Genomic DNA, 23,791 nt, shown 5'->3' on the forward strand with positions numbered 1-23,791 from the left:
AGATGGCAAGCCTTTATCGAGACCTGTTTACTGAATCCGGCACCGGCTCCTTCGCCGTTGCTGGCCTGATTGCGCGACTGCCGTTACCGATGACGGGCATCGGGATCATTACTTTGTTGTCACAACAGCGCGGAGGCTTTGCTCTGGCCGGCGCCGTGTCGGCAACCTTTGTGCTGGCTTACGCCCTGCTCTCACCGCACATCTCCCGCTATGTCGATCGGTATGGGCAATCCCGTGTTCTGCCTGCGGCGACGGTTTTAAGCATGTTCGGTTTTCTCATCCTGATAACCGGTTCTTTCCGGCAGGTGGTGGGCTGGGCGCTGTTTCCGGGCGCACTGCTCGCCGGTTTTATGCCGAGCATGTCGGCGATGGTGAGGGCGCGCTGGACGACACTCTACCGGGGGCAACCCCGGCTACAGACCGCATACTCGCTGGAAACCGTGCTGGATGAACTGACGTTTATTGTCGGTCCGCCCCTGTCGATTGGCCTTTCGGTGACCCTGTTCCCCGAGGCGGGTCTGCTGCTCGCCGCGCTGCTGCTGTTTTCTGGCGTATTTGCGCTGGTGATACAGCGCGCAACGGAACCGCCCGTTGTCGCCGCCCGGCGCGACTGCGCTAGCCGTTCTGTCATACGAATCACGGTTGTCCAGTTGCTCACGCTGCTGATGGTGGCCATGGGAGTTATTGTCGGTACCGTTGATATCGGCAGCGTCGCCTGGGCAGCAGATTGGGGGCAACCGGTGGCGCTCAGTGGCGGCGTCGTGGTCATGCTGGTGGCGTTTATCACTCATGCCCGCCTGAAAAAAGCGCTTAGCACGCCGGATGCTGCACACAAAAAAGGATCTGAATAATGACAATGTTTTCCTCTCTTACTTCTGTGCACCATGCGTGGACGGCGGTCATCGCTGTGGGTCTGGCGACCTTCTCGGTGGTGACAACCGAAATGCTCCCCGTCGGTTTGCTGACCTCAATAGCCGCGTCGCTGAATATCAGCACCGGCACGGCGGGCCTGATGATTTCACTGCCCGCACTGCTGGCTGCACTTTTCGCCCCCTTTGTGGTGATTGCCGCGGGCGGTATCGATCGCCGCTGGATATTATGTGGCCTGCTGGGGTTACTGGTGCTGGCCAATCTTGCCTGCGCACTGGCCAGTAATTTGCCCGTCATGCTGGCAGCACGGATCCTGGTGGGGTTCTGCATGGGCGGTATCTGGGCCATTGCCGGTGGTCTGGCGGCCCGACTGGTGCCTGAAAAAGCGGTTGGTCTGGCGACCTCTGTTATTTTCGGTGGGGTGGCTGCCGCATCGGTACTGGGTGTCCCCTTCGGCGCGTTTATGGGTGACCTCATCGGCTGGCGCTGGGCATTTGGCAGCATGGCGCTTTTCAGCGCCGGGGTGCTGGCGCTCCATGCGGTAGTCATTCCGCCCCTGCCCGTTGCCCGCTCAACGGACACTCGCCAGTTCATTGCTCAGTTTGGCAATCGCACATTACAACGCGGGCTGCTTGTCACGTTACTGCTGGTGACCAGCCATTTTGTGGCCTTTACCTTTGTTCGCCCGCTACTGATTACCGTTGCCGGGTTTGAAACACAGTGGATCGGGGTCGTTTTGTTTGCCTACGGTCTGGCAGGCCTTGCAGGTAACTTTCTTGCGGGAATAACGGCGATGCGTCATACCACTTTCACACTGATGGGGATCGCGGCTGGCCTTGTTTTGACCCCGCTGCTGTTTTTCACCGTGGGCCATTCGGTCATCGGCGGTGGCGCCACGCTTCTGTTCTGGGGGCTCGCTTATGGCGGAGTGTCTGTCGGTCTGATGACCTGGATGATAAAAGCCGCCCCCCGTGCGGTTGAAATTGCCGCCGCGCTTTATGTTGGCGTATTCAATGTTGGAATTGCGTTGGGATCCTGGGTCGGAGGTGAGATAGTTGACAGGCTCGCGCTGACCGACACGCTCTGGCTGGCCTGCGGGTTAGCGGTCGTTGCGCTACTGACGCTCCTCGCCGCCGGTCGTGGCGAAAACCAGATTCAGTAATCTTATCGAGGCCCGCCCGCAGCGGGCCTTCTGCTGTTTAAACAGACGCTGTCGCATCCCCTTTACCTGGCTGCTCCGGGTCAGCCTCAGTGACATCACATTTTCATCAAACACAGATACACTTGCTCTGGATGATGTTGTGCGCGTTGGTTGAGGCACATGCCGTCGCTAACAAGGTTAATGAGAGTAAAGGCGGAAAAATGTCTCTTCGTTCACTGCGGGCGCTCTGCCTGACGAGTTTTTTTATTGCGGATGTGCGCGATGGCCTCGGCCCCTTTCTGGGGATCTTTCTGACCCAGCGACACTGGCAGCCGGATGATATTGGGTTGTTGATGACGACCGGCGGCGTGGCCGGACTTCTTGCGACACTACCGGCGGGGTTTGTCACCGACAACTCTAAGAACAAACGCGCGCTGCTGGCGCTGCTCTGCATCATGATAACCGTCAGTACGCTGTTATTGTGGTTTAGCCAGCACAACGCCGTGGTCGCGCTTTCGCAAATCGTCAGCGGTATCAGCGCCGCTTTTGTGGGCCCGTTGATAACGGGTATCACGCTCGGCCTCACGGGTCAGACGGGGTTTAATGCGCAAATGGGGAAAAATGAGGCCTTCAATCACGGCGGCAATTTCGTCACCGCGCTGTTCGCCGGAGGGATAGCCTGGTTCTGGGGCGTCGGCGGCATTTTCCTGTTAATGACCTTTACCACCCTGTTAACGCTCTGCGCGTTGGGGGCTATTCGTAATAAGGATATTGATAATCAGGCCGCGCGCGGCATGAAACAGTCCGTACCCCAACCGGTGCCGGGCCTATCCGTGCTCACCAAAAACAGCGCGCTGCTCATCACCGGCGTTACCCTTCTGCTTTTTCATCTTGCCAATGCGGCGTTATTACCGATGCTGAGCATGCGCGTTGCTGCCGCCCCCGGTGCCATTAATCCCGGCGTGTATGCCGCCGCAACGGTAATTATTTCCCAGTCCGTCATGATTCCCGTCGCCATTTGGGTTGCACGACGGATTGATAAATATGGCTACTGGCGATTAATTATGCTGGCGCTGGCGATCATGCCGGTGAGAGCCGCACTGGCCGCCGCCACGAATGCGCCTGAAATGATGGTGCCGGTGCAAATCCTTGATGGACTGGCGGCCGGAATTTTAGGCGTGGTCGTGCCCGGCTTTATTGTCTCTTTGTTACACGATAGCGGTCATGTCAACGCAGGTCAGAGCGTGGTGATGTTAATGCAGGGGGTGGGCGCGGCCTTAAGCCCTGCATTAACCGGCATGATTGCGGGCAGTTACTCTTTTGCCATCGCCTTCAGCGTCCTGAGCCTCATCGCCCTCGTGGCGCTGGTCATCTGGTGGCGAGGCGCCCCTGTTCTGATGCAGCGGTCAGCCCATGGCGCTTTACAGACCGGTGCCGACTGATTCACTGAAAGAACGCAGTCAGCCCTCTCATTGCCTCAGCTTCCCCGGTAGGTAGAGTAACCATACTGGCTGAGCAGTAACGGAACATGGTAAGTGGTCGAGGTGTTGGTGATGTGAAATTCCACCGGGATTTCAGGGAAGAAGCTCTGCTGTTTTTGCTGGGCAAAGTAGTCGCCGGTTTTGAAAATCACGCGGTAATCACCCGCTTCGAGCGGCTTTTCTGGCCACAGCGCGTTAATGCGGCCATCCTGGTTGGTGTTGGCGCTGTTCAGGACCTTCCAGCCTTCACCCTGCTTCTGTTCAAGCGTCACCGCCACGCCCGCCGCCGGTACGCCGGTTTGTTGATTCAGCACATGCACGCTCAGGGGATTTTTATCCGCAGCGAAGGTAATTGCAGGGGTTGCCAGTAGTGTCGCAAGGGTCAGGGCAGCGAGTGTTTTTTTCATTTTTGAATCTCCATTGTTAATGACCCTCTTGTTATACCTGTGCGCCGGGCGTCATCACCTGTCAGGAAGATGACCATATTGTCATCTGGCACTGAAACGCTGGGGCGCACGGGGGATTCATGGCACACTGCGCCGATGAAACTGCTACTGATTGAAGATAACCATAAAGCCAGTGCCTGGGTCCGTAAGGGGCTTGAAGAGGCGGGCTTCATCGTTGACCATGCGTCAGACGGACGCGATGGCCTGCATCTGGCGCTGGCGCACCCTTACCGTCTGGTCATACTGGACATTATGCTGCCGGGTATGGACGGATGGCAGGTGCTGAAAACCCTGCGCACCGCCAGCAATATGCCCGTTATCTGCCTCACTGCCCGCGATTCCGTGGACGATCGGGTTAAAGGTCTTGAGCTGGGTGCGAACGATTATCTGGTTAAACCTTTCTCCTTCGCTGAGCTTCTGGCACGGGTTAAGAATCAGCTCCGCCAGCACTCGCCGCACGGTACCGTGCTTCGCGTGGCCGACCTGGCGATGGATTCGGCACGCCTGCTGGTCACGCGTGACGGCATACCTGTGACCTTAACGCGCAAAGAGTTCATGCTTCTGTGGCTGCTCGCCAGCCGTCACGGTGAAATCCTCCCCCGAACCCTGATCGCCAGTGAAATCTGGGGGGTCAATTTCGACAGTGAAACCAATATTGTGGATGTGGCTATTCGCCGTCTGCGCCGCAAAGTTGACGATCCCTTTGCGCACAAACTGATAACCACGGTCAGAGGCATGGGTTATTGCCTCTCTGTAGAGGCGCCCGGCGATGTATAGCCCTTCTCTCACGCTGCGGTTGACGGTGATTTTCACGCTAATTATGGCGATGGCCTGCGGGGGCATCAGCCTGATTTTGTATAACGCGTTACGGCACGAACTGGTGTGGCGCGACGATCAAACCCTGATCAACCGGGCTGCCCAGCTACGGCAACTGCTTGAAGATGGCGCGCACCCCAGCGCGCTGCCGCTCTACTTTAATCGCATGGTGGATACCCGGCAGGATATTCTCACCATCCGCGCGCAGCACGAACAAAATATCAGTATTAATCATACCGGTATCACTCTGCCCGCCCTTTCCCCCTTGCCGGTGAATAGCCCGCCGACTGCACAACAACTTTACCGCTGGACCAGTGCGGACGAGATGGACGCCTCCGCGCTAAGCCTGCAGGCTAACTCGCCAGCCGGAACGGTGACGATTACCCTTGCCCGCGTCGCACGGGAGCGCGCAGTGATGCTGGAGCGCTATCGCCAGCAAAGCATTCTGGTATCACTGGCCGCCATTTTGTTCAGTGCGGCCATCAGCCCGCTTCTTATACGCAGAGGGCTGCGCGCCATAGGGCGCTTAAGTCAGGTCATGGCAGAAACGGGCAGTGACAGATTAACGCGCCCGGAGCCCCTTCCGCCCCTGCCGCGTGAGCTGCTTCCGCTGGGGGAGGCGCTCACGACCATGCGCCAGAGCCTCGCGACAGATTTTCTTCGCCTCACCCAGTTTGCCGATGATTTGGCGCATGAGATACGCACGCCGCTCAATGTTTTGCTGGGGCAGAATCAGGTTGCCCTGAGTCAGGTGCGCTCGACGGCGGAATACCAGAGCCTGCTGGAAGGGAATATTGAGGAGCTGGAGGGGTTGTCACGCCTGATTGAAAATATTCTCTTCCTCGCCCGCGCCGCGCATAACAATGTCAAACTTCACAAAGCGCGCGTGGTACTGCACGACACGCTGGAAACGTTGATCGACTTTCTTGAACCCGTGGCGGAAGAAAAGGCAATCACCCTCGCGCTCAGTGCGACGGGCACCGTCACCGTCGATAACCTGCTGTTCCAGCGGGCGATGACTAACCTGCTGACCAATGCCATTCGCTATTCCCCTGATCGGTCAACGATAAGCGTCCGCACGGTGCATGACGGCGACCATGTCAACATTACGGTTGCCAACCCAGGCGAGGCGTTGGCCGAACCTGAAAACGTGTTCGAACGATTCTGGCGTGGCGATAATGTTCGCCATACTGCCGGCAGCGGATTAGGGCTCTCGCTGGTGAGCGCCATCGCCGCTTTACACGGTGGCAATGCGTATTACCGATACGAATTTGGGCAGCACATTTTCGGCTTACGGCTGCGTGCCTGAACGAGGCCAGCGCTCATCTTGGTAAGACCCGTTAGCGTCGGTCGGATTTACGCTCGGCAAAATAGTGCGCGGGTGTGCTGCCCATCGCTTTACTGAACATGGTGATAAAGGCATTCACGGACTCATAACCCAGTTTTGCCGCCACGTTTTGTACCGAAACGCCACTCGCCAGCTCCTGGAGTGCGATGATTAAATGGAGCTGTTGACGCCATTTACCAAAGGTCAGCCCCGTTTCCCGAAGCATCAACCGTGCTAATGAACGTTCACTGAACGCCAGTCGTTTCGCCCACGTTTTAAACGTACTCCGATCGTCAGGTTGAGAGACCAGCGCCTCGGCCATGGCGCGTATTTTAGGGTGAGAGGAGACCGGCAGGCTGAGTTTCTGCTGCGGCATGGTGGCGAGTTCGTCAAGCGTCACCCGGGTGAGCCTTGCAGCATGGCTATCTGCCGCAAACGCCACGCCCTCGTGGGTCAGGCGGTCGACTAACTCTTTAATCAGCCGGGAAATCGCCAGCGTACAACAGCGCGGAGGGAGCGCTGCCGCGCCAGGCTCGATGAAAAGATAGTTCAGGTGCGCGTTCCAGGTGGCTTTGGCGCTGTGCGGTATTCCGCCGGGGATCCACATGGCGCAGTCGGGGGGCACGATCCAGATATCATTTTCTGCGCGACAGATTACCGCGCCGTACAGCGCAATAATCAACTGCCCTTTCCGGTGCGTATGTACCGGCACCTCTGAGGCGTAATCGCCAAAATCCAGATGCCGGGCAACAGCCGGGCAATCCGTGGTGTCCGGGTCGAACAAGGTTGTGGCAAACGATGAGGTCATGAAATTGGCAACATTTAGGTATTTTTTGACAGCATAGGGTATTTAATGGCGTTCGCAAGCCGGTAATAATCCCCGGCATGAACAATATTCTCCCCCTGAAGACCCTTTTCAGGCGCACGCTCGGCGCCCCTGCGTTGCTGAGTGACGCCAGCGCCTTGCTCTATGCCGCCCGCAGTTTTGCGGCCGCGATGCTGGCGTATTACATCGCGCTGTCTATCGGTCTCGACAGGCCCTCGTGGGCAATCATCACCGTTTACATCGTGTCGCAAACCTCGGTGGGTGCATCGCTCAGCAGAAGCCTCTATCGCCTGTCGGGTACGCTTGTGGGCGCAGCGGCGACGGTGTGGATTGTGCCCACGTTTGCCAATATGCCTGTCGTGTGCAGCGTGATGCTGACCGGGTGGATCTGCTTGTGCCTCTGGCTGTCACTGCTGGAACGTACCCCGCGAGCCTATGCCTTCGTCCTGGCCGGTTACACCGCAAGCCTGATTGGTTTTCCGGCGGTGGCGGACCCAGGCGCAATTTTTAGCACCGCCATCGTCAGGGTACAGGAGGTGGTGATTGGAATTTTCTGTGCCGGGCTGATTCACAGGTATGTTTTACCCGCGCGGATCTCAGGGGCCTTTAACAGCAAGTTATCGCAGGTGCTACAAGCAGAACGCCAGCGAATAGCCGATACGTTAGCAGGCAAATCCCACAGCGCGTCTGAAGACCTCCATCAGGCGCTGGCGCTGCAGTTTTTACAGGGCATTAGCCACCATATTCCTTATGACTTTGCCCTCTCGGTGCCCGTTCGACAGGCCAGAAAAGCTATTCACGACAGGCTGGCTCGGCTGGTGATGGTGAACGGTGAACTGCGCGATCGGCTGGCGATGATTGGCGCGATGCCCGCCGAGTTACGCGTGTTCCTGGAGGATGTGCAGGTCTGGCTTACCGGTGGGGATGAACATACGCGAAAAACCGGCGCAGAGGCGTTGATCAAACGCAGCGAGCAGCTTATGCCGCACGACGCGCAGCCCCGGATGTTCGAAGACAGGCTACGGGCAAGCCTGGTGCGGTATCTGACAGAGACTCTGCTTCTGCTGCAAGAGTGTGAGCGCCTCTCCTTCGCCATACGGCATGCCAAACCGACCCCCTTGTAGGCGGAGAATAAGGGCGCGAAAGGCTATGTATTTCATCGCGATCCGCTTACCGCTGCCCGCACCGCCCTCGGGGCCTTCACCATCATCATGAGCGGTTGCCTGGCATGGATTTATTCCGCCTGGTCCGACGGTAGCACGGCAGTGTCGATACTCGGGGTCTGCTGTACGCTGTTTGGCAGTTTCGATACGCCGGCTCCGCATATTGTGAAATACATCATCGGCTCCTTGTGGGGGGTGGTGATAAGCCTGCTGTACAGCTTTGCCCTGCTTCCACAAATCAGCGATTTCCCGGTTCTGGTTGCGGTCCTCGCGCCGGTGTATCTGTTGGCCGGGTCGCTACAGGCCAGACCGCCCACCACCTTTATGGCGATGGGGATAACGCTCACCCTCCCGGTGCTGTGCGAGTTAGGTGCGCACTACAGCGGCGACTTTGCCGCGGCGTTAAACACCGCGATTGCGCTCTTCACCGCTACCGGCTTTGCGGTGCTCAGCATGAGTATGCTGCAAACCGTGCAAGCGGACGCAGGAATAAAGCGTTTGCTGGCGATAAGCCAACGCGATATCCGCCGCAGTGTGAAAGGCATCTGGAACCCCGATGAAACGCACTGGACAAATTTGATGATCGACAGAAGCGCGCTGTTGCTACCGCGCGTGCAGCGCAGCAGGCCATCCTCCGCGCAGGCCCTTGATGCGATGTTGCACGCGCTGCGCATCGGCTTGTGCATCATGCGCCTGCGTCGCTGTTATTCACAGGCGAGGCGAGAAATGCCTCCGGCGATGCAGCAACTGCTTAACCTACTGATCGATCCTGCCGACAGCCACGCCGTGCGCGAAAAGTTAACCGCCATGATCAACGCGGGTTTACCTGTGCAGGATGCCTTCACGCAGCAGGTCGTCGACAGGTTGGTTGATCTGCACTGTGTTTTACGCGTTCAGCAAAAGGAGGAGAGGAATGTTGAATGATATGAATGTAGGCGGGGTCTTCATCCCTGGTCTGTTGACGATCGCACTTATCAGCCTCGCCTGTACGCTGTTACTGGTGCCGCTTTTGTCTTGTAGCAAGCGCTTTTGCCGTTTGCCTTGTCGTCCGTTGATCGATTTTTCACTCTGTATCGTCATTTTTTACCTGCTCCTGCAGGCTCTGAACGCACTGGGGTTATTAGCATGACGTCTTTTGTCTCTCTCCTGGGTCGCTATGCGCTGACCCTGAGCGCTGTGGCGCTGGCAAGTTTTATTGCTTTTATTATGTGGCAACATTATGCCCAGACGCCCTGGACCCGCGATGGCCGGGTGCGTGCGGATGTGGTGCAAATTGCGCCGGATGTGTCGGGTCCCGTGCAGGAAGTGGCGGTTAAAGATAATCAGTGGGTTGAACGTGGCGACATTTTGTATTCGATCGATCCCCACTGGCTTAAGCTTGCGGTCCTCACGGCGCAGGCCGATGTTGACGCAAAACGCCATGAAATGCAGGCACGTCAGGACGCCGCCAGGCGCCGAGCACAAATCAAGGGTATGATTTCCAGCGAAGATTTGCAGCAGACAGGCAGTGCGGCGAATGTGGCAGCCGCGAACTATCAGGGCGCGCTCGCGGCCCTGCAACTGGCGCAACTTAATTTAGCGCATGCGACCGTGCGTGCTCCGGTCGCGGGCTATGTCACCCATCTCCGACTGCGTCCCGGTGACTATGCTACCGCCGGGGTGACCAAAGTGGCGATCGTGGATGCCAGCAGTTTTTGGGTCGTAGGCTATTTCGAAGAGACCAAACTGCGCCATATACGTATCGGCAATCGTGCGCGCATTGCGTTGATGGGGTTTGAGCCCGTTATCACCGGTCATGTTGAAAGTATCGGGCATGGCATTGGGGATGATAATGACGAAACGGGCGGTCTGGGTTTGCCGGATGTGAATCCCACATTTAGCTGGGTGCGGCTGGCTCAGCGCGTTCCGGTACGCATCCATATCGATAAACTCCCCGAAGGCGTTGAGTTAGTCGCAGGGCTGTCTGCCAGCGTGGCCGTCGTTCCCTGAGCCGTGCGGCATGCCACCCTGCGGTCAATGCATAACAGGGTGAAGCGAGACAGAATACCCCTGCTCCAGCCACTGCGCGTATTGCTGCTGCTGTTGGAAGGACAATTTTTTACCCGTCCATAAAAAAATATGCTGTTCGGGAAAAAGCTCCGGGCGGGGGTGTTCAAAACTGTCCTTCAACATAAAGATATTCCAGCCCTGATAGGTTAAGCGGCATGCTTCAAGCCACAGGCCTGTCATATCATCAATTCCCCAACCAATCAGTAATGCTTCTTTTCCGGCCTTTTTACGCGCATCACTGATGCTGCGTGCAGCAAAATGAACCAGGGTTCCATCGAGGTAGCTGCAAATATGGCGATTGAGACCCGGTTGCGTCCTGAGCCTTTTTCGAAGAGGAATAAAGATATTATCGATCAGGGTTTCCATGGAGAATTCCCTTCTGAGCGATATCAATGCCTCACTCAATTTCGCCGGTTTAATCTCCAGGACAACTTTTTTTAACGCTTCCTGGCGTAACTGCCAGTCATCCAGCATATCGTTGCGGTCGTCGATTAATTCCCGCACACGGCTTACCGCAATACCACTGTCAATCAGGCGTTTTATTTCTTCGATACGCGAGAGGTCATGTTCGTCAAATTGTCGGTGCCCGCCTTCCGTGCGTTTTGGGCTGAGCAAACCATAACGACGTTGCCATGCACGCAGAGTAACCGGATGTATACCGCATTTTTCGGCTACTTCACCGATAGTTAAGTAAACCATTTCTTCCTCAATTAAGGCCAGTAATGCCAGGGCCATACTTGTTAAGACAGCGTATTTGTACATTTTTTTTAGATGTCGTACAAGTTTGCTTTAGGGTTTATCTGTATCATTGAGGCCTGGTTTAAGCACAAAAACTCTTTTTAAGCGGGGGTGGCTGGAATTCCCCCCAAGGGAAGAAAACTAAATAAAAACGATAAATAACAAAAAGTTAAAACAAAACACCCATATTCATCCCTGCTAAAAATTCGCTTTCAGACCCTACCCCTGGCAGGTGCAATTTAAGATTAATCATTTTTGTACAACTTTTTGTGTACAAGTTACGAAAACCTGTATAACTTACTCCGAAATCATTAACGAATGGATTGAAAAAAATGAGAACGAGTTTGTCAGGTAAGGGTTCGGCGGACACTTTGTCGACCTGGTTTAGCAAAGCGACGCTTCCCTCTCAGCAGGAAACGCTGGGGCGCATCGTGGTAGACATTCTGCACAGCGGGAATGGCCTTTCGCGTCAGCTTATTTATGCAAAGCTGCTCACGCAATTTCATAAAGCAGAATCAGATGAGGCCAAACAACATTTCCAGACGTTGCTTAATCTGATGATCAAGCCTGTCGATAACGCGTGATTTAACAGCGTTAAAAATCCAGCTTTTCCCCGGTACGGTTTTATGCTGATTATCAGTCTGAGGCTGTTATGGAAATATTCCGCAATAGATTTTGCACACATAGTGATTAAAAAATGAATAACGTAGCCAGCGACCACGCCATTACCAGAAAAAAGAATAATGGATTCTTTGAGTATCTTACCCATTCTCCTTTTCTCTTTGATGAAGAGTACGCATTGTTAGGTTCCATCACCAGAAGGCTTATTGCGTCAAATACCTTACTGACGAAAAAATATATTGCCTTAGAGCTCATTCGGGAACTTGAAACGTCAGAAAATCACGTCAACGCCGATATTGTACGCACGACATTAGAAGTGGTTCTCGGTTACAGTGATAATCCAAAATGAGGCCCCACGCCGGGTTTCATTTTGTTTTTTTCGGTGAAGCAACAGACCCGAACAGGTGGGTGACGCAAGCGTTACACGGTTACCTCAAGCGTTACTTAGTTTAAAAATGACGTTCAGGTTGCTCGCCACTTTGCGTGTCATTATGAACATAAATAAATAGCGCACGATATAATTTCACACAACTTTAATTGCTCAACACATCCCTAAGGCCAGCAATTTTAAACAGAGCATAATCATGAACTATCTTAAGAATTTCACTATCCGTCGGGTCGTACTTTGGATCCTTCTTACGGCGATTGTACTGGTCACCCTCACCGGCGGCTATGCCACATTTATCGCCCGGGAGATGAACCGGCAGGCAGTCCAGAGCGCGGTATTCAACGATCGCGCATTATTACTGGCACGCGTCGCCACGGCACTGCATCAGGGAAGCGCAGCGGAAAAACAGGCTCTGCGCGATGAGCTCCCTGCGGATACGCAATGGGCACGATTATCCGAGGCGTTATCAGGTGCTCCAGTGGAGTGGGCTCCTGAGATTAACGCGCGCGCGTATGACCTGAAACAGCAGATTCATGAAGGTCGTGAGCGCGTGAGCGCAGACCGCCACCGTCTTGAAATTGCTCTGCTCGTTGCGCTTATCGCCGCGTGTCTGCTGGTGATATTTTGTGACCGCTATCTGGTCAGGCATCTGGTACGGCCGGTCGCGGATATTCGTGCCCATTTTCGGGTTATTGCCGAGGGGAATCTGACCAAAGAGCCTGAAGAACAGGGCCGTAACTGCGTGGGGCAAATGGTCCCGCTGGTGCGCGAAATGCAGCAGAGTCTCCTGACCACCGTGCGGGCAATCAGCGAAAATAGCGATGCCCTCTACCGGGAGGCCAGCGAAATCGCAGAGGGCAATACCGATCTAGCCGATCGCACCCGACAGCAGGCCGCCGCACTGGAGCAGACGGCAGCCAGTATGGAAGAGCTGACCTCGACGGTAAGTCACAACGCCGATAACGCCAGTCAGGCCCGTGACCTGTCGGTCCTGACGGCGGGCACCACGGAAAAAGCCAGTCAACTGGTCGACAATCTCGCCAGTACCATGCAGCGCATCGCTGAAGGTTCCGACCAAATCCGCCAGTTTACGTCGACCATAAATAGCATCGCGTTCCAGACCAATATTCTGGCACTGAATGCCGCGGTTGAAGCCGCCCGTGCCGGTGAACAAGGGCGCGGATTTGCCGTGGTGGCAACCGAAGTTCGCTCCCTTGCCCAGCGCAGCGCGGCGGCCGCAAGCGAGATCGAAGCGCTGATCAACGCGGCTATTGCTTCCGTTCATGAAGGCAGTGAGGTGGTACAGAATGCCAGCGGCGCAATGCGTGAGGTGAAAAACCACGTTGTCAGCGTACGGGATCTGATCGGCGAAATAGCGATGGCCTCACACGAGCAAAGTAAAGGCATAGGCCAGGTCACGCTGGCGGTGGCTGAACTGGATCGGGTCACGCAGCAGAATGCGACGTTGGTCCAGCAGGTGAAATCGTCTGCCGGTAACCTTCATGGCAGAACCGAAACCCTGCGTGGCGTCGTCAGCCGCTTTACGTTGCCGAGCCCGGCAGCAAGCGTGACGCAGGCTACCGGGTATGTTGAGAAACAACGTTCCCCCGCGCAGGCGGTGTGAAAGGGCCAGGCTTGTGGGGCGGTGACGCCACCGGTCGTAAGCGCACGGGCATCAACGGGCTTTTAATCACAATGCCCGTTGATGAACCTCAACAAAGGGGCGTTATTCGAGCTGCCATGCGCCCGCCTCGAATAATGAGGCTGAACCACTCCAGGCAAATAAGGCCAATTCCCGACGCGCTGCATCGGGATAGATTCGGCTACTTAGACAGGCCTCGCCCTCATTAACAAACACTTCTACGGAAGAGCTATCAAAGAAAATGCGCAGTTTCAGCGCCTCCCCTGCCCTCAACGGCACGCTACGCATGCCACACAGGGCGTAGTTGGGATAATTCCTCTCCAGCACCAGTCGCTGCATCTGTGCATCAACGTAAATACGTAACCCGTCGCCTAAACGGATACCGTACTGTTCCGCGCCGCTGTTAGCACAATCCCAGTGCAGAACCACCTCCATGGCTTCACACTGTTCTACCACCGTCGTGTGCTGGTTATTGAGGGTGCAGACCGGCCACGGGAACCAGGCACCGCGTAAACTTTCGACCTCTTTCGCCGGGCGCATCTGTAATTGATTGTCAGCACTTAGGCTCACTTCACGTGGCAGCGAAAGCATCCCTGCCCAGCCATCCTGCTGTTCCGGCATCGGTGATTCCCACATATCCAACCACGCCATAACGATACGGCGGCCATCCGGGGTGGTGAAACTCTGGGGGGCGTAAAAATCGTGCCCATGATCCAGCTCAGTAAACGCCCCTTCGCGAACAAAGGGTTGCCCTGGTTGCCATTCGCCGAGCAGATAGCCACTTTGAAACAGATTTCGCTGCCTGAAACCCTCTGCCGCCATCCCCTGCGGGGAGAACATCAGCACCTGCTTGCCGTTGAGCGTGAAGAAGTCCGGGCACTCCCACATATAGCCCATCTCTTTTTCGGCCTCATCAAGGACGCCCGCATCCTGCCACTGACGCAAATCGGCTGAGCGATAAAGCCGCACCTGCCCCGTTTCCCCGTCGCGCGCGCCGACGACCATGTACCAGCTATCGCCCTCACGCCATACTTTCGGGTCGCGGAAATGGTGCAGGCCCGGCGGGGTTTCCACGATGATGCCTTGCCGCTCAAAGTGCACGCCGTCGCGACTGGTCGCCAGACACTGCACCTGGTAAAGGTTGGCTTCATCGCTGGGGTCGCCGTCAAATTTATGCCCGGTATAAATCAGCGCCAGGGTGTCGCCATCGACCACCGCTGAGCCGGAAAAGCAGCCGTCTTTGTCTTCCGCGCCTTCGGGCGCCAGCGCAACAGGGAGATGCTCCCAGTGAACCAGATCCCTGCTGCGCGCATGTCCCCAGTGCATCGGCCCCCACTGCGTGGAGTACGGATGATGCTGATAAAAGGCGTGGTACCAGCCGTCAAACCAGACCAGACCGTTTGGGTCGTTCATCCAGCCTGCGCGTGCGGCCAGATGATATCGCGGGTACCAGCGCAGGTTCAGCGCGTCACGTTTGGCCAGCAGTTCCTGCTCAGCCCGGGTGATGGAATGGGTCATATTCTCTACTCTTGAATTAGATGGCGGAAGGTTGCGGAATCAACGGGTCGGAGGACGACGTATTGGAACGCAACAAGAAGATGGAGATAAAGGTGGTGCTGAACACCAGCAGTCCCATGATCAAATAGGACTGCGCGAAGCCGTATTTTTCGTAGCTGTAGCCAGCCAGTGGCGAGAGCACGGACGCAATGACCGAGCTGGTGCAGGCGAATCCCACCAGATACAGCGTGGATGACAGGCGTTTGTCGAAGTTCAGGCTGTTGTATTTAAAGATAGCGACCAGCAAAATCGGCAGCTCAACCGCATGCAGTAGCTTGGTAATGGAGATAAGGAGCGGTCCTTCCACAAGCCCAGACGCCATCATGCGTAGCGCCATCACCATACCTGCGAAAATCAGACCATTTTTCGCACCGATACGGTTCACAAGCCAGGGGGCGCAGAACATACCGGCCGCCTCAAGGAACACCTGGAATGAATTCAGATACCCGTACATCGCGTTCCCTTCCTGCAGGGTTGGGAACTGCGAAGAGAAGTAAACCGGGAATTGCTGATCGTAAACGCCGTAAATGCAGGTCCCAATCACGAAAAAGACCAGCGCCCAAAAGCGTGGCAGCGTCAGCAACCGCAGCGCATCTTCAAGCGTGACTTTGCCGCCTGACACCGCCACCTGCATCGCATGCGGCGCAGAGGAGACCCGCAGGCGCGCCAGCAGAACAAAGAATACCAGCCCGGAACAACTGGCCACCGCGAAATTGAGTTTTGGATTAATGTTAAACAGTAAACCGGCAAAGAAGGTCGCCACCGCCCAGCCGAGCGAGCCCCACATCCGCGCTTTGCCAAATTCAAACTGGCTCTGACGAGCAACACGTTCGGTGTACGACTCCAGTACGCCAATCCCGCCATTAAAAGTCAGGCCGATGTAAATCCCGCCAAAAATACTGCCAAGTAAGATATTGATTTGTAATAAATAGCCGAATAATAAATACGCCGGGCCGGAAAGAATCAATAACCCTGTCAGATACCAGAGCAGGTTTTTACGCAGGCCAAGTTTGTCCTGAATGAAGCCGTAACATATTTGTGCGAACAGAGCCGAAACGGAAAGGACGGCATAAATTATGCCCGTATCGCCCGGTTTCAACCCTACCTCCTGATGTAGCCAGATAGAGAGTAATGAACCTGAGGAAGACCAGGTCACAAAAAAGAAGAACAACAATGCACTGAGTAAGGTGTAACTGTGCGAGTGATGCGCTTTCATTGGAACATTCTCGTGTTGGAGTAATGCGATGATGTTAACGTTAACAACAAACCAGGCGCATGTGAATTGGCGTTGATTTATGATGTTAATCACAAAGGTTAACGTTAACATAGATAAAATGAGATCAAGATCGGCTTTTTCAACCACAGCGCAGCGTGTTGATACAGTAAGGTTCTCATCGCTTTACCTTCGGCCCCTGAGTCGTATAGCCTGAGCGAAGAGAAATATTGGAGTGAAAAATGGCTTCTTTAAAGGATGTGGCGAAACTGGCAAACGTGTCGCTGATGACGGTTTCCCGCGCGCTGAACAGCCCGGAACGGCTAAAACCTGACACTCTTGCCCGCGTTCAGGCGGCAATTGAACAAACCCATTACGTCCCCGATCTGTCCGCGAAAAAAATACGCGGTGCCCATGCCTCGCCGAGAACCATTGGCGTGCTGGCACTGGATACCGTGACTACGCCGTTTTCGGTAGAGATGACCTTGTCCATCGAAGAGACCGCGAGAATACACGGCTGGAACAGTTTTGTGATGAACATGTTTACCGACGACGACCCGGACGCCATTGTCGATCTCCTGCTTTCTCATCGCCCCGACGGGATAATCTACACCACAATGGGGCTACGTCAGGTGCCTTTGCCCGCCAAGCTCCTCACCCTGCCCTGCGTGCTGGCGAACTGCGAAAGCGAACATGAAAGGGTTGCCAGCTATATTCCCGATGATGAAAACGGTCAATATGCAGCGGTAAAGGCGTTGCTCGACGCGGGTTACCGCCGGCCGCTTTGCCTGCATCTTCCGGCCAACCATCTTGCCACGCGCCGACGCCGACAAGGGCTGAACAGAGCATGCCTTGACGCGGGCATCGACCCGGACACGTTCACCCACAGCTATATGGAATATGGCGATCAACATTATCGTGATATTCCCTCGGTAGTGATGGCATATCTGCCTGAGGGCAGACCACAATTCGATTCAGTGATTTGCGGCAACGATCGTATTGCCTTTATGGTGTATCAGACGCTGCTGGCGCAGGGTCTGAAGATCCCGCAAGATATCGGCGTTATCGGTTACGACAATATGGTGGGCATTGGCGATCTGTTTTTGCCGTCTCTTTCAACCGTGCAACTGCCGCATTATGAAATCGGACGCCAGAGCGCCCTGCATATTATCAATGGCCTCACGCACACGGAAACGACGCGCGTTGAAAGCCCTTTTTTATTGCGCGATTCATCACCCCATAAGACCTGAGCGTCGCCGAGGCCGGCAGAGCGGTGGCGATGAGCCACCCTGGCACGTTCACGGGTTCTGGAGCGAAAGAAAAGCAAAGAACATAAGGTGAACGGAATGGCCGTCAGAGCCGCATTTTCCCCCTCACCCTGGCCCTCTCCCTCAAGGGCTGAGGAATCTCCAGTAATATTACGTTTTGCAGCGATAACATTGCTCAATAAGAACACAACAGTTAAAGCGATGACTGGGTCCGGCTGAAAATCGACGAAGCGTATCCGTAAGGCCGGGGCGCCGCGCAGGGATGCGCGGCGAGGGCGACTTTACACGGACGTTACCTTCGCCCGTCCCCGATAAGCCTGAAGGAGAAGCTAAGTGAACCGCGCCAGCGGCGATTTTCCTGGCCGGGAGCCCGGGTCGCCAGGGTGGTGGCGGTGAACCACCCTGGCACGTTCACGGGTTCTGGAGCGATAGAAAAGCAAGGAACATAAGGTGAACGGAATGACCCTCAGAGCCGCATGTTTCCCCTCACCCTTGCCCTCTCCCCAAAGAGGAGAGGGGACTGTCCGTGCTCGTATTATTTTGTGGGGATCTCTCAGCCCTCAAGGGAGAGGGGACCGATTGTGCTCGCAATTTTTGTGGGGATTCCTCAGCAGCCACCCTCTTCTGTAGAAATCAGCAACTGGCTCAGCGAGTGCCGGAGTTGTTGAACCTGCGCGTCATCAAGCGTTGAAAGCAGCGCATTTTGCATGTCTACATGCAGCACCAGCGCGTGCTCGATAAGGTGTAATCCCGTTTCCGTCAGGGCGACGCGCATGCTTCGCTTGTCGCTCGGGTCCAGCAGTCGAACAATCAGGCCCTGCGCTTCCAGCCGATTCAGTCTGTTGGTCATGGCTCCCGAGGTGACCAGCAAAGACTGATACAACGTCGTGGGAGATAAACAATAGGGTTCACCGGCGCGTCTTAAGGTGGCAAGAACGTCAAAATCGCCCTCATGGAAACCCAACGCGGAAAGTACCTTGGCGCGTTTTTTTGCCAGATGTTTCATTATCCGCAGCATGCGCCCAAACACTTCCATGGATGACACGTCCAGCGCGGGCATGGCATTCGCCCATTGTTTGACAACGAAATCAATATGATCGGCCACGTATGTTCTCCGTCCAGATGGCGCACTCTTCACCACACAGCACGATACCATTTTTTAGCCCCGGCTTCGCATGCCGTGCTACCGCGAGCGAGCGGAAGGACGGCCTGTTTATCATTTTGTGCAGGCAATCTATCTTCACCGAACAAAGTATCTTAACGTTAAGATACTTTGTTCTTTGGGATCGCTTACATGATTAAAAATCTGCCTGCTGCGGGCGCTTTTGCGCTGTTCGCTTTTATTATTGGACTCAACCTTCGCCCCGTTATGGCGGCTATTGGCCCGCTGTTTTCACTTCTTCATCAGGATATGCAGCTCTCAGGCACTCAACTCAGCTTACTCACCACGCTACCGGTGTTTATGATGGGCGCTGCTGCACTGGCCGGCCCCAGTTTAATTAACAGGCTCGGTGAAGTGCGCGGCATCGCTTTGGGGTTACTCATCCTGATGTTGAGCTGTTTGACCCGTGGAATGATCCATTCTGTAGTGGCGTTAATCATGAGCGCACTGGTGGCCGGTATGGGAATCGGGCTGATTCAGTCCATGATGCCTGCCCTCATCAAACGACGTTATGGCAACAAAGCGGGCACGTTAATGGCCCTTTTTTCGACCGGCATTATGGCGGGCGCGGCAATGGCAGCCGTCACCGCAACGCCGCTTGCGGATACGCTAGGCTTGCAAGGTGCATTGGTGGTGCCTTTTGTACCGGCCCTGCTGGCCTTACTCATCTGGAAAACAAGATTACAGGGTGAAAAAATCCTTAAAAGGGAGACACCGCCGCGACCACGTCTGCCCCGGCAGGCAACGCTATTGATGATTTTCTTTGGCATCGGTACGGGCGCGTATACCTTAGTGCTCGCCTGGTTACCCCCCTTCTATATTCAACACGGCTGGTCGCCGCGCCTGAGTGGGTATCTGTTGGGCGCACTGACTCTCACCGAAGTCGTCGCAGGGTTTGTGCTTTCGAGTACGATTCATTACTTTCAGGATCGCCGCCGCCCTTTGATCGTGGTGTTGTGCCTTATCCTGGCGGGGTTGGTTTGCCTGATAATGTTGGGCGGGGCGCATGCCTGGCTGCCAACTCTGCTTCTGGGTCTGGGGATTGGCGCGTTGTTCCCTTTGTCTTTGATTGTGACGCTGGATCATGCAAAAACACCGGAAGAGGCAGGCTTACTTCTCTCTTTCGTTCAGGGCGGAGGCTATATGATTGCCTCCCTGATGCCCCTTATCGCCGGTATTGTGCGTGACCACGCGGACTCTTTAAACAGCGCATGGGGCGTCATGTGTGCAGGCATTGTTCTGTTGATTCTGATTGCTGTGCGTTTTACCCCGCCTCCTGCTGCGCGTGCCTGAACCCTGGCGGCATGGCCTCAACCCGGATGCAACGGGTTGAGGTCATGCTCATAACCCCTTCTGCTTGTTCAGCCTGTAAAACGCCTTTTTAACGCTCGCGACAAGCTGAGAACAGATCCAGCCCGGCGTGATATACGCTGCTCTGTATCTCATACAGTCCCATCATGGAGTGATAGAGATTGTCGTGGCTGAAGGCGTCGTTTTCAGCCCTGTTGCGCAGGCAGGCAAGATTCAGCCGCGCATCCTGGGCAAATTTCGGGGAAAACCACATGACCATAGGAATATGGGTTTGTTCGTCCGGCGCGATGAAGTAAGGCGTGCCGTGCAAATACATTCCGCGCTCGCCGAGAGATTCACCATGATCGGACACATAGATCATGGCGACATCACGTTGAGCCGAATAACTTTGCAGCAGATCAATCGTCTTGCTCAACATCCCATCGGTATAGACCAGCGTGTTATCGTACGTATTCACCAGCGCTTCATTGCTGCATTTATCAATCTGATTACTGTCACAGGTGGGGCTGAAAATTTTGCCTGCTGGCGGGTAACGCTCATAGTAAGTGGGCCCGTGGCTGCCAAGCTGGTGCAGGACAATCAAGGCATCCCCCTGCATTTTGTCGATACGATCCGCGAGCCTGTCTAACAAAACTTCGTCATAACAGGTGCCGTCTTTATTTACGCAATGAGCGGCAATCTTTTGCTCTGGCATATTCTCCGAGGGTACCCTTTCGCACACGCCTTTGCAGCCGCCATTGTTGTTATTACGCCAAAGAATGGACACACCGGTGCGTTGCAGGATGTCGAGCAAATTCTCTTCCGTTGCGGCCCGAACATCATTGTATTGCGAGCGCGTCAGACGAGAGAACATGCAAGGCAGAGAGATGGCCGTGGCCGTGCCGCAGGAGGAGACATGTTTGAAACTGATGATGCCCTCACGCGTTGACAGAGCGGGGTTTGTGGCACGGGGATAACCATTGAGTTGAAAATTTTGCGCCCGCGCGGTTTCACCCACTACCACAATAACCAGTTTGGACCGTTTTCCCGCGTTTGCGGTTGGCCGCGTGGCATCTCTGGCGACGGCACGCAGCAGCTGGGCGTTGGCGTGAAATTTACGCTTGAGGTAACCATGGGTATTTCGTACCACGTTGAAAGGCAGGACCTGATCCTTTATTTGCATATTGTTACGCAGCAAAGACGCATAGTCCTTGTAAAACGTTAGCGTAATGGCGGCGAACAGGGTCATGGTCACCACGATATGCATCAGCCACCAGAGCAGGGTGGGTATGGGCCGGCCAATTTTTTTAACCGGCAGTAACACCAGCGCTGCGGCGGGTACTCCGCCCAGCAAAAAGAGCGTGAGCAGTAAAGGAAACGAAAACCAGGCGGCAAGCTCGGCCTGGTTCGTTTCGAAAACGTTTTGCACCATACTGCGATCGATAAGTATGTTGTAACTCAGCATAAAGTAACTGCAACTGGCACTGATGATGACAAGCAAGGCCAGTAAGATTTTACGCAGATAAGGCAGCATCATTACCGGCGTCAGCAGCAGGTTGAGGAAGCAAAAGAGAAACACCGGCAGGCTGATAAAAAACAGCACGCCGTGCAGGCTGCTTACTTCGACTTTGGACCAGAGCGTTTGCCAGAGCGCCAGGTTACCCAGGGTGGTGAAGAAAAAAGCGGCGACCCAGGTCATTTGTACTGGGTTTAACCGAACAGACAGGCGTCGTTGAAACATGCGCAATTCTCAGCGGGATTGGAAGTGTGCGCATTATCAAAAAGTGTTTGTCAGGAAGTTGTTAAGATGTTGAATTCCCTCTCACAGATACCTTTTTATGACTCGTCTGCTCATTATTGAAGACAACCCTGAGCTTGTCGCCAATCTCTATGAATTTTTCGAGCCGCTGGGCTACGTCCTGGATGATGCCAGAGATGGCGCCACCGGCCTGCGCATGGCCACGCAAAATAGTTACGATGCCATTCTGCTGGATCTGATGTTGCCTCGCCTGGATGGCATGACGCTGTGTAGTCAACTCCGCCAGGAGTATCAAAATCCTGTGCCCGTACTGATGCTGACGGCGCGCGATCCGATAGACGATCGGGTACAGGGTTTTGCCCTTGGCGCAGACGACTACCTGGTCAAACCCTTTTCTCTGAAGGAGCTTGATGCCCGTATTCAGGCACTGGTGCGTCGCGCTCAGGGGAGACAGGTACAGGGCACGCTGGTGTGGGAGGACCTTGTTGTGGACGCCCGCGTGCCACAGGCCTGGCGGCAGGGTCAGGCCATCAGTCTGACGCCCAGTACGCATAAATTACTGCTGTGTCTGATGCGCGCCGCGCCTGTTGTCGTCAAAAAACAGGAGATGGAATATCTGCTTTGGGGCGATGAACCGCCAGAAAGTGGCGCACTGCGTACGCATATTCATGATCTGCGGCAGCGAATTGACAAAAACTTCACATCTGCCCTGATAGAAACAGTACATGGCATTGGTTTACGGCTGCAAAAATCCGACGTGGCTTGAGCAGACGCATTATCAGGAACAGCGCACCCAACATGAAATCCCGTTACCAGCAGATGACGCTTAATACCCGCATTACCGTCTCCTTTGTGCTGCTGATGATCGCCGTAATGACCTTCATTATCGTGGCTGAACAACTCGATTACGATGATTTACGAGCCTGGGTAATCTCAGAAAGCCTTCGCGATGAGTTAGCGGGTATTGAAAAGGACATTGCCAAAGGCATCCCCCCTGCTCTTCCCGAAAACAGCCGCCTGTATGATACCCAAACGGTGCCTGATTCTCTGCGACAGTATGCGCCCGGTTACCATCGTCTGGAAAATCCTGAAACGTGGCATTTGCTGGTGTTTGAGTATCAACATAGCCGTTACTACCTGCTCCATGACGGGGCGCAGTATCCTTATCTGGAGCTTATGATTGATGGCTTTGCGCCGCTGGTCATTGCGTTGTGCATTCTTTGCGCCTTCCTCATTGGTCGCCTGACCTCCGCACGCGTTACCGCCCCCATTATCCGCCTGGCCGAAGCCGTACAGCGAAATGACAAGCCACTGCCCTTTCAGGATGCGACAGATGAAATCGGCGTCCTGTCGCGGGCGTTTGCGCGTCACAGCGAAGAGCTTGAACGGTTTCTGCAACGTGAACGATGCTTTGTCGGGGATGCCAGTCATGAACTGCGTACACCGCTGGCCATTATTAGTGGCGCGGGCGAAACTATCCTTCACCAGTTGCCCACAGACAGCCATCTGAAGCCCGGCGCGGAACGCATCGTGCGCACGACGCATGAAATGCAGCGCCAGTTAACCTGTCTGTTGCTGCTCTCACGCGACCCGCAAACCCTTCCCCGTTACGATGTTCTTCTTCACCCGTTGATGGATGAATGTATTGCGCGCTGCCAGCCCTGGCTGGTCAAAAAATCGGTGAGGATTATCCTGAATGTGCCCACAAATGCGCACATCTGGACCAACCCCGAACTGGCACGCAGCGTCATTCTTAACCTGTTGCGCAATGCCTGTCAGTACACCCATGAAGGCGAAGTAAACCTGACGCTTGAAGACTCAACGCTCAGGATTTCAGACACCGGTCCAGGCCTGCCCACCACCGTCGATCCGCAGTTTTTTCAACGCTTCCAGCACCCGCCCACGCATGAGGGAGAAGGACTGGGGTTATCGATTGTGCAGCGAATTGTGGAGCATCTCGGCTGGCACATGACGGTTGAAAGTTCTGATCAGGGGTGCTGCTTTACGCTGAAGATGCAACCTGCCGCCTGATGC

At 55.0% G+C, this 23,791-nt stretch carries 21 protein-coding genes and 1 pseudogene; 15 read left to right on the forward strand and 7 right to left on the reverse strand.

Annotated elements, in window-relative coordinates; genetic code table 11:
- Positions 1-2: 2 nt before the first annotated feature.
- The 3 genes from ACUY4Q_RS12575 to ACUY4Q_RS12585 all read left to right on the forward strand — a co-directional run bounded on the left by ACUY4Q_RS12575 (position 3) and on the right by ACUY4Q_RS12585 (position 3,453).
- Complete coding sequence (locus tag ACUY4Q_RS12575) at positions 3-851, forward strand: MFS transporter (RefSeq protein ID WP_458043104.1); 849 nt, start codon at positions 3-5, stop codon at positions 849-851.
- Positions 851-2,032 carry an MFS transporter gene (locus ACUY4Q_RS12580; protein WP_458043105.1) on the forward strand — a complete coding sequence of 394 codons (1,182 nt, stop codon included), beginning with the start codon at positions 851-853 and terminating at the stop codon, positions 2,030-2,032. The genes ACUY4Q_RS12575 and ACUY4Q_RS12580 overlap by 1 nt, the downstream gene beginning before the upstream one ends.
- A 200-nt stretch (positions 2,033-2,232) precedes the next feature.
- Positions 2,233-3,453, forward strand: coding sequence for an MFS transporter (locus ACUY4Q_RS12585; RefSeq protein WP_458043106.1), 1,221 nt, complete (start codon positions 2,233-2,235; stop codon positions 3,451-3,453).
- A gap of 35 nt (positions 3,454-3,488) precedes the next feature.
- Here the strand turns inward: ACUY4Q_RS12585 and uraH are convergent, their stop codons facing one another.
- A complete protein-coding gene (gene uraH, locus ACUY4Q_RS12590) occupies positions 3,489-3,899 on the reverse strand; it encodes a hydroxyisourate hydrolase (protein ID WP_458043107.1) in 411 nt (136 codons plus the stop codon).
- Positions 3,900-4,034: 135 nt separating this feature from the next.
- Here uraH and hprR point away from each other — a divergent pair, with 135 nt between their 5' ends.
- Together hprR and ACUY4Q_RS12600 are read left to right on the forward strand one after the other, a co-directional pair.
- Positions 4,035-4,715, forward strand: coding sequence for a response regulator transcription factor HprR (hprR, locus tag ACUY4Q_RS12595; RefSeq protein ID WP_458047333.1), 681 nt, complete (start codon positions 4,035-4,037; stop codon positions 4,713-4,715).
- Entirely contained in the window at positions 4,708-6,063 is a 1,356-nt protein-coding gene (locus ACUY4Q_RS12600) for a heavy metal sensor histidine kinase (protein WP_458043108.1), read from the forward strand. Before hprR ends, ACUY4Q_RS12600 begins: the two co-directional genes overlap by 8 nt.
- Positions 6,064-6,094: 31 nt before the next feature.
- Here the strand turns inward: ACUY4Q_RS12600 and ACUY4Q_RS12605 are convergent, their stop codons facing one another.
- Entirely contained in the window at positions 6,095-6,889 is a 795-nt protein-coding gene (locus ACUY4Q_RS12605; RefSeq protein WP_458043109.1) for an AraC family transcriptional regulator, read from the reverse strand.
- A gap of 77 nt (positions 6,890-6,966) precedes the next feature.
- On the opposite strand from ACUY4Q_RS12605, the pseudogene ACUY4Q_RS12610 reads away from it, so the two are divergent.
- From ACUY4Q_RS12610 to ACUY4Q_RS12620, 3 genes and pseudogenes are all read left to right on the forward strand, one after another.
- Positions 6,967-8,994: pseudogene (locus tag ACUY4Q_RS12610) on the forward strand (FUSC family protein).
- Positions 8,984-9,199 carry a DUF1656 domain-containing protein gene (locus ACUY4Q_RS12615; RefSeq protein ID WP_458043110.1) on the forward strand — a complete coding sequence of 72 codons (216 nt, stop codon included), beginning with the start codon at positions 8,984-8,986 and terminating at the stop codon, positions 9,197-9,199. The pseudogene ACUY4Q_RS12610 and the gene ACUY4Q_RS12615 overlap by 11 nt, the downstream one beginning before the upstream one ends.
- Complete coding sequence (locus ACUY4Q_RS12620; protein WP_458043111.1) at positions 9,196-10,059, forward strand: efflux RND transporter periplasmic adaptor subunit; 864 nt, start codon at positions 9,196-9,198, stop codon at positions 10,057-10,059. The genes ACUY4Q_RS12615 and ACUY4Q_RS12620 overlap by 4 nt, the downstream gene beginning before the upstream one ends.
- 24 nt (positions 10,060-10,083) lie before the next feature.
- Here ACUY4Q_RS12620 and ACUY4Q_RS12625 read toward each other — a convergent pair whose 3' ends face one another.
- A complete protein-coding gene (locus tag ACUY4Q_RS12625) occupies positions 10,084-10,818 on the reverse strand; it encodes a MerR family transcriptional regulator (protein WP_458043112.1) in 735 nt (244 codons plus the stop codon).
- Positions 10,819-11,189: 371 nt separating this feature from the next.
- Here ACUY4Q_RS12625 and ACUY4Q_RS12630 point away from each other — a divergent pair, with 371 nt between their 5' ends.
- The 3 genes from ACUY4Q_RS12630 to ACUY4Q_RS12640 all read left to right on the forward strand — a co-directional run bounded on the left by ACUY4Q_RS12630 (position 11,190) and on the right by ACUY4Q_RS12640 (position 13,490).
- Positions 11,190-11,441 carry a biofilm development regulator YmgB/AriR family protein gene (locus ACUY4Q_RS12630; protein ID WP_458043113.1) on the forward strand — a complete coding sequence of 84 codons (252 nt, stop codon included), beginning with the start codon at positions 11,190-11,192 and terminating at the stop codon, positions 11,439-11,441.
- A gap of 113 nt (positions 11,442-11,554) precedes the next feature.
- Complete coding sequence (locus ACUY4Q_RS12635) at positions 11,555-11,827, forward strand: biofilm development regulator YmgB/AriR family protein (RefSeq protein ID WP_458043114.1); 273 nt, start codon at positions 11,555-11,557, stop codon at positions 11,825-11,827.
- Positions 11,828-12,062: 235 nt separating this feature from the next.
- Positions 12,063-13,490: a methyl-accepting chemotaxis protein gene (locus ACUY4Q_RS12640; protein WP_458043115.1), complete on the forward strand. Its 1,428-nt coding sequence runs from the start codon at positions 12,063-12,065 to the stop codon at positions 13,488-13,490.
- 102 nt (positions 13,491-13,592) lie between these two features.
- Here ACUY4Q_RS12640 and ACUY4Q_RS12645 read toward each other — a convergent pair whose 3' ends face one another.
- Positions 13,593-15,026 carry a glycoside hydrolase family 32 protein gene (locus ACUY4Q_RS12645; RefSeq protein ID WP_458043116.1) on the reverse strand — a complete coding sequence of 478 codons (1,434 nt, stop codon included), beginning with the start codon at positions 15,024-15,026 and terminating at the stop codon, positions 13,593-13,595.
- A 16-nt stretch (positions 15,027-15,042) separates the two neighbouring features.
- Positions 15,043-16,281, reverse strand: a complete 1,239-nt coding sequence (locus ACUY4Q_RS12650) for an MFS transporter (protein WP_458043117.1) — start codon at positions 16,279-16,281, stop codon at positions 15,043-15,045.
- A gap of 239 nt (positions 16,282-16,520) precedes the next feature.
- Between ACUY4Q_RS12650 and ACUY4Q_RS12655 the strand changes: the two genes are divergently transcribed.
- The gene (locus ACUY4Q_RS12655; RefSeq protein ID WP_458043118.1) at positions 16,521-17,528 is read left to right on the forward strand and encodes a LacI family DNA-binding transcriptional regulator; all 1,008 of its coding nucleotides are present in this window, start codon (positions 16,521-16,523) and stop codon (positions 17,526-17,528) included.
- Between the two features lie 625 nt (positions 17,529-18,153).
- On the opposite strand, the gene ACUY4Q_RS12660 is transcribed toward ACUY4Q_RS12655, so the two are convergent.
- Positions 18,154-18,651, reverse strand: coding sequence for a MarR family winged helix-turn-helix transcriptional regulator (locus ACUY4Q_RS12660; RefSeq protein WP_458043119.1), 498 nt, complete (start codon positions 18,649-18,651; stop codon positions 18,154-18,156).
- A gap of 189 nt (positions 18,652-18,840) precedes the next feature.
- Here ACUY4Q_RS12660 and ACUY4Q_RS12665 point away from each other — a divergent pair, with 189 nt between their 5' ends.
- The gene (locus ACUY4Q_RS12665) at positions 18,841-20,001 is read left to right on the forward strand and encodes an MFS transporter (protein WP_458043120.1); all 1,161 of its coding nucleotides are present in this window, start codon (positions 18,841-18,843) and stop codon (positions 19,999-20,001) included.
- Between the two features lie 88 nt (positions 20,002-20,089).
- Here ACUY4Q_RS12665 and ACUY4Q_RS12670 read toward each other — a convergent pair whose 3' ends face one another.
- Positions 20,090-21,739 carry a phosphoethanolamine transferase gene (locus ACUY4Q_RS12670; protein ID WP_458043121.1) on the reverse strand — a complete coding sequence of 550 codons (1,650 nt, stop codon included), beginning with the start codon at positions 21,737-21,739 and terminating at the stop codon, positions 20,090-20,092.
- Between the two features lie 97 nt (positions 21,740-21,836).
- Between ACUY4Q_RS12670 and ACUY4Q_RS12675 the strand changes: the two genes are divergently transcribed.
- Both ACUY4Q_RS12675 and ACUY4Q_RS12680 read left to right on the forward strand, forming a co-directional pair.
- Positions 21,837-22,523: a response regulator transcription factor gene (locus ACUY4Q_RS12675; RefSeq protein WP_458043122.1), complete on the forward strand. Its 687-nt coding sequence runs from the start codon at positions 21,837-21,839 to the stop codon at positions 22,521-22,523.
- A gap of 32 nt (positions 22,524-22,555) precedes the next feature.
- Positions 22,556-23,788 carry a HAMP domain-containing sensor histidine kinase gene (locus ACUY4Q_RS12680; RefSeq protein ID WP_458043123.1) on the forward strand — a complete coding sequence of 411 codons (1,233 nt, stop codon included), beginning with the start codon at positions 22,556-22,558 and terminating at the stop codon, positions 23,786-23,788.
- Positions 23,789-23,791 lie beyond the last annotated feature (3 nt).

This window comes from Phytobacter cepae, from assembly GCF_054165735.1.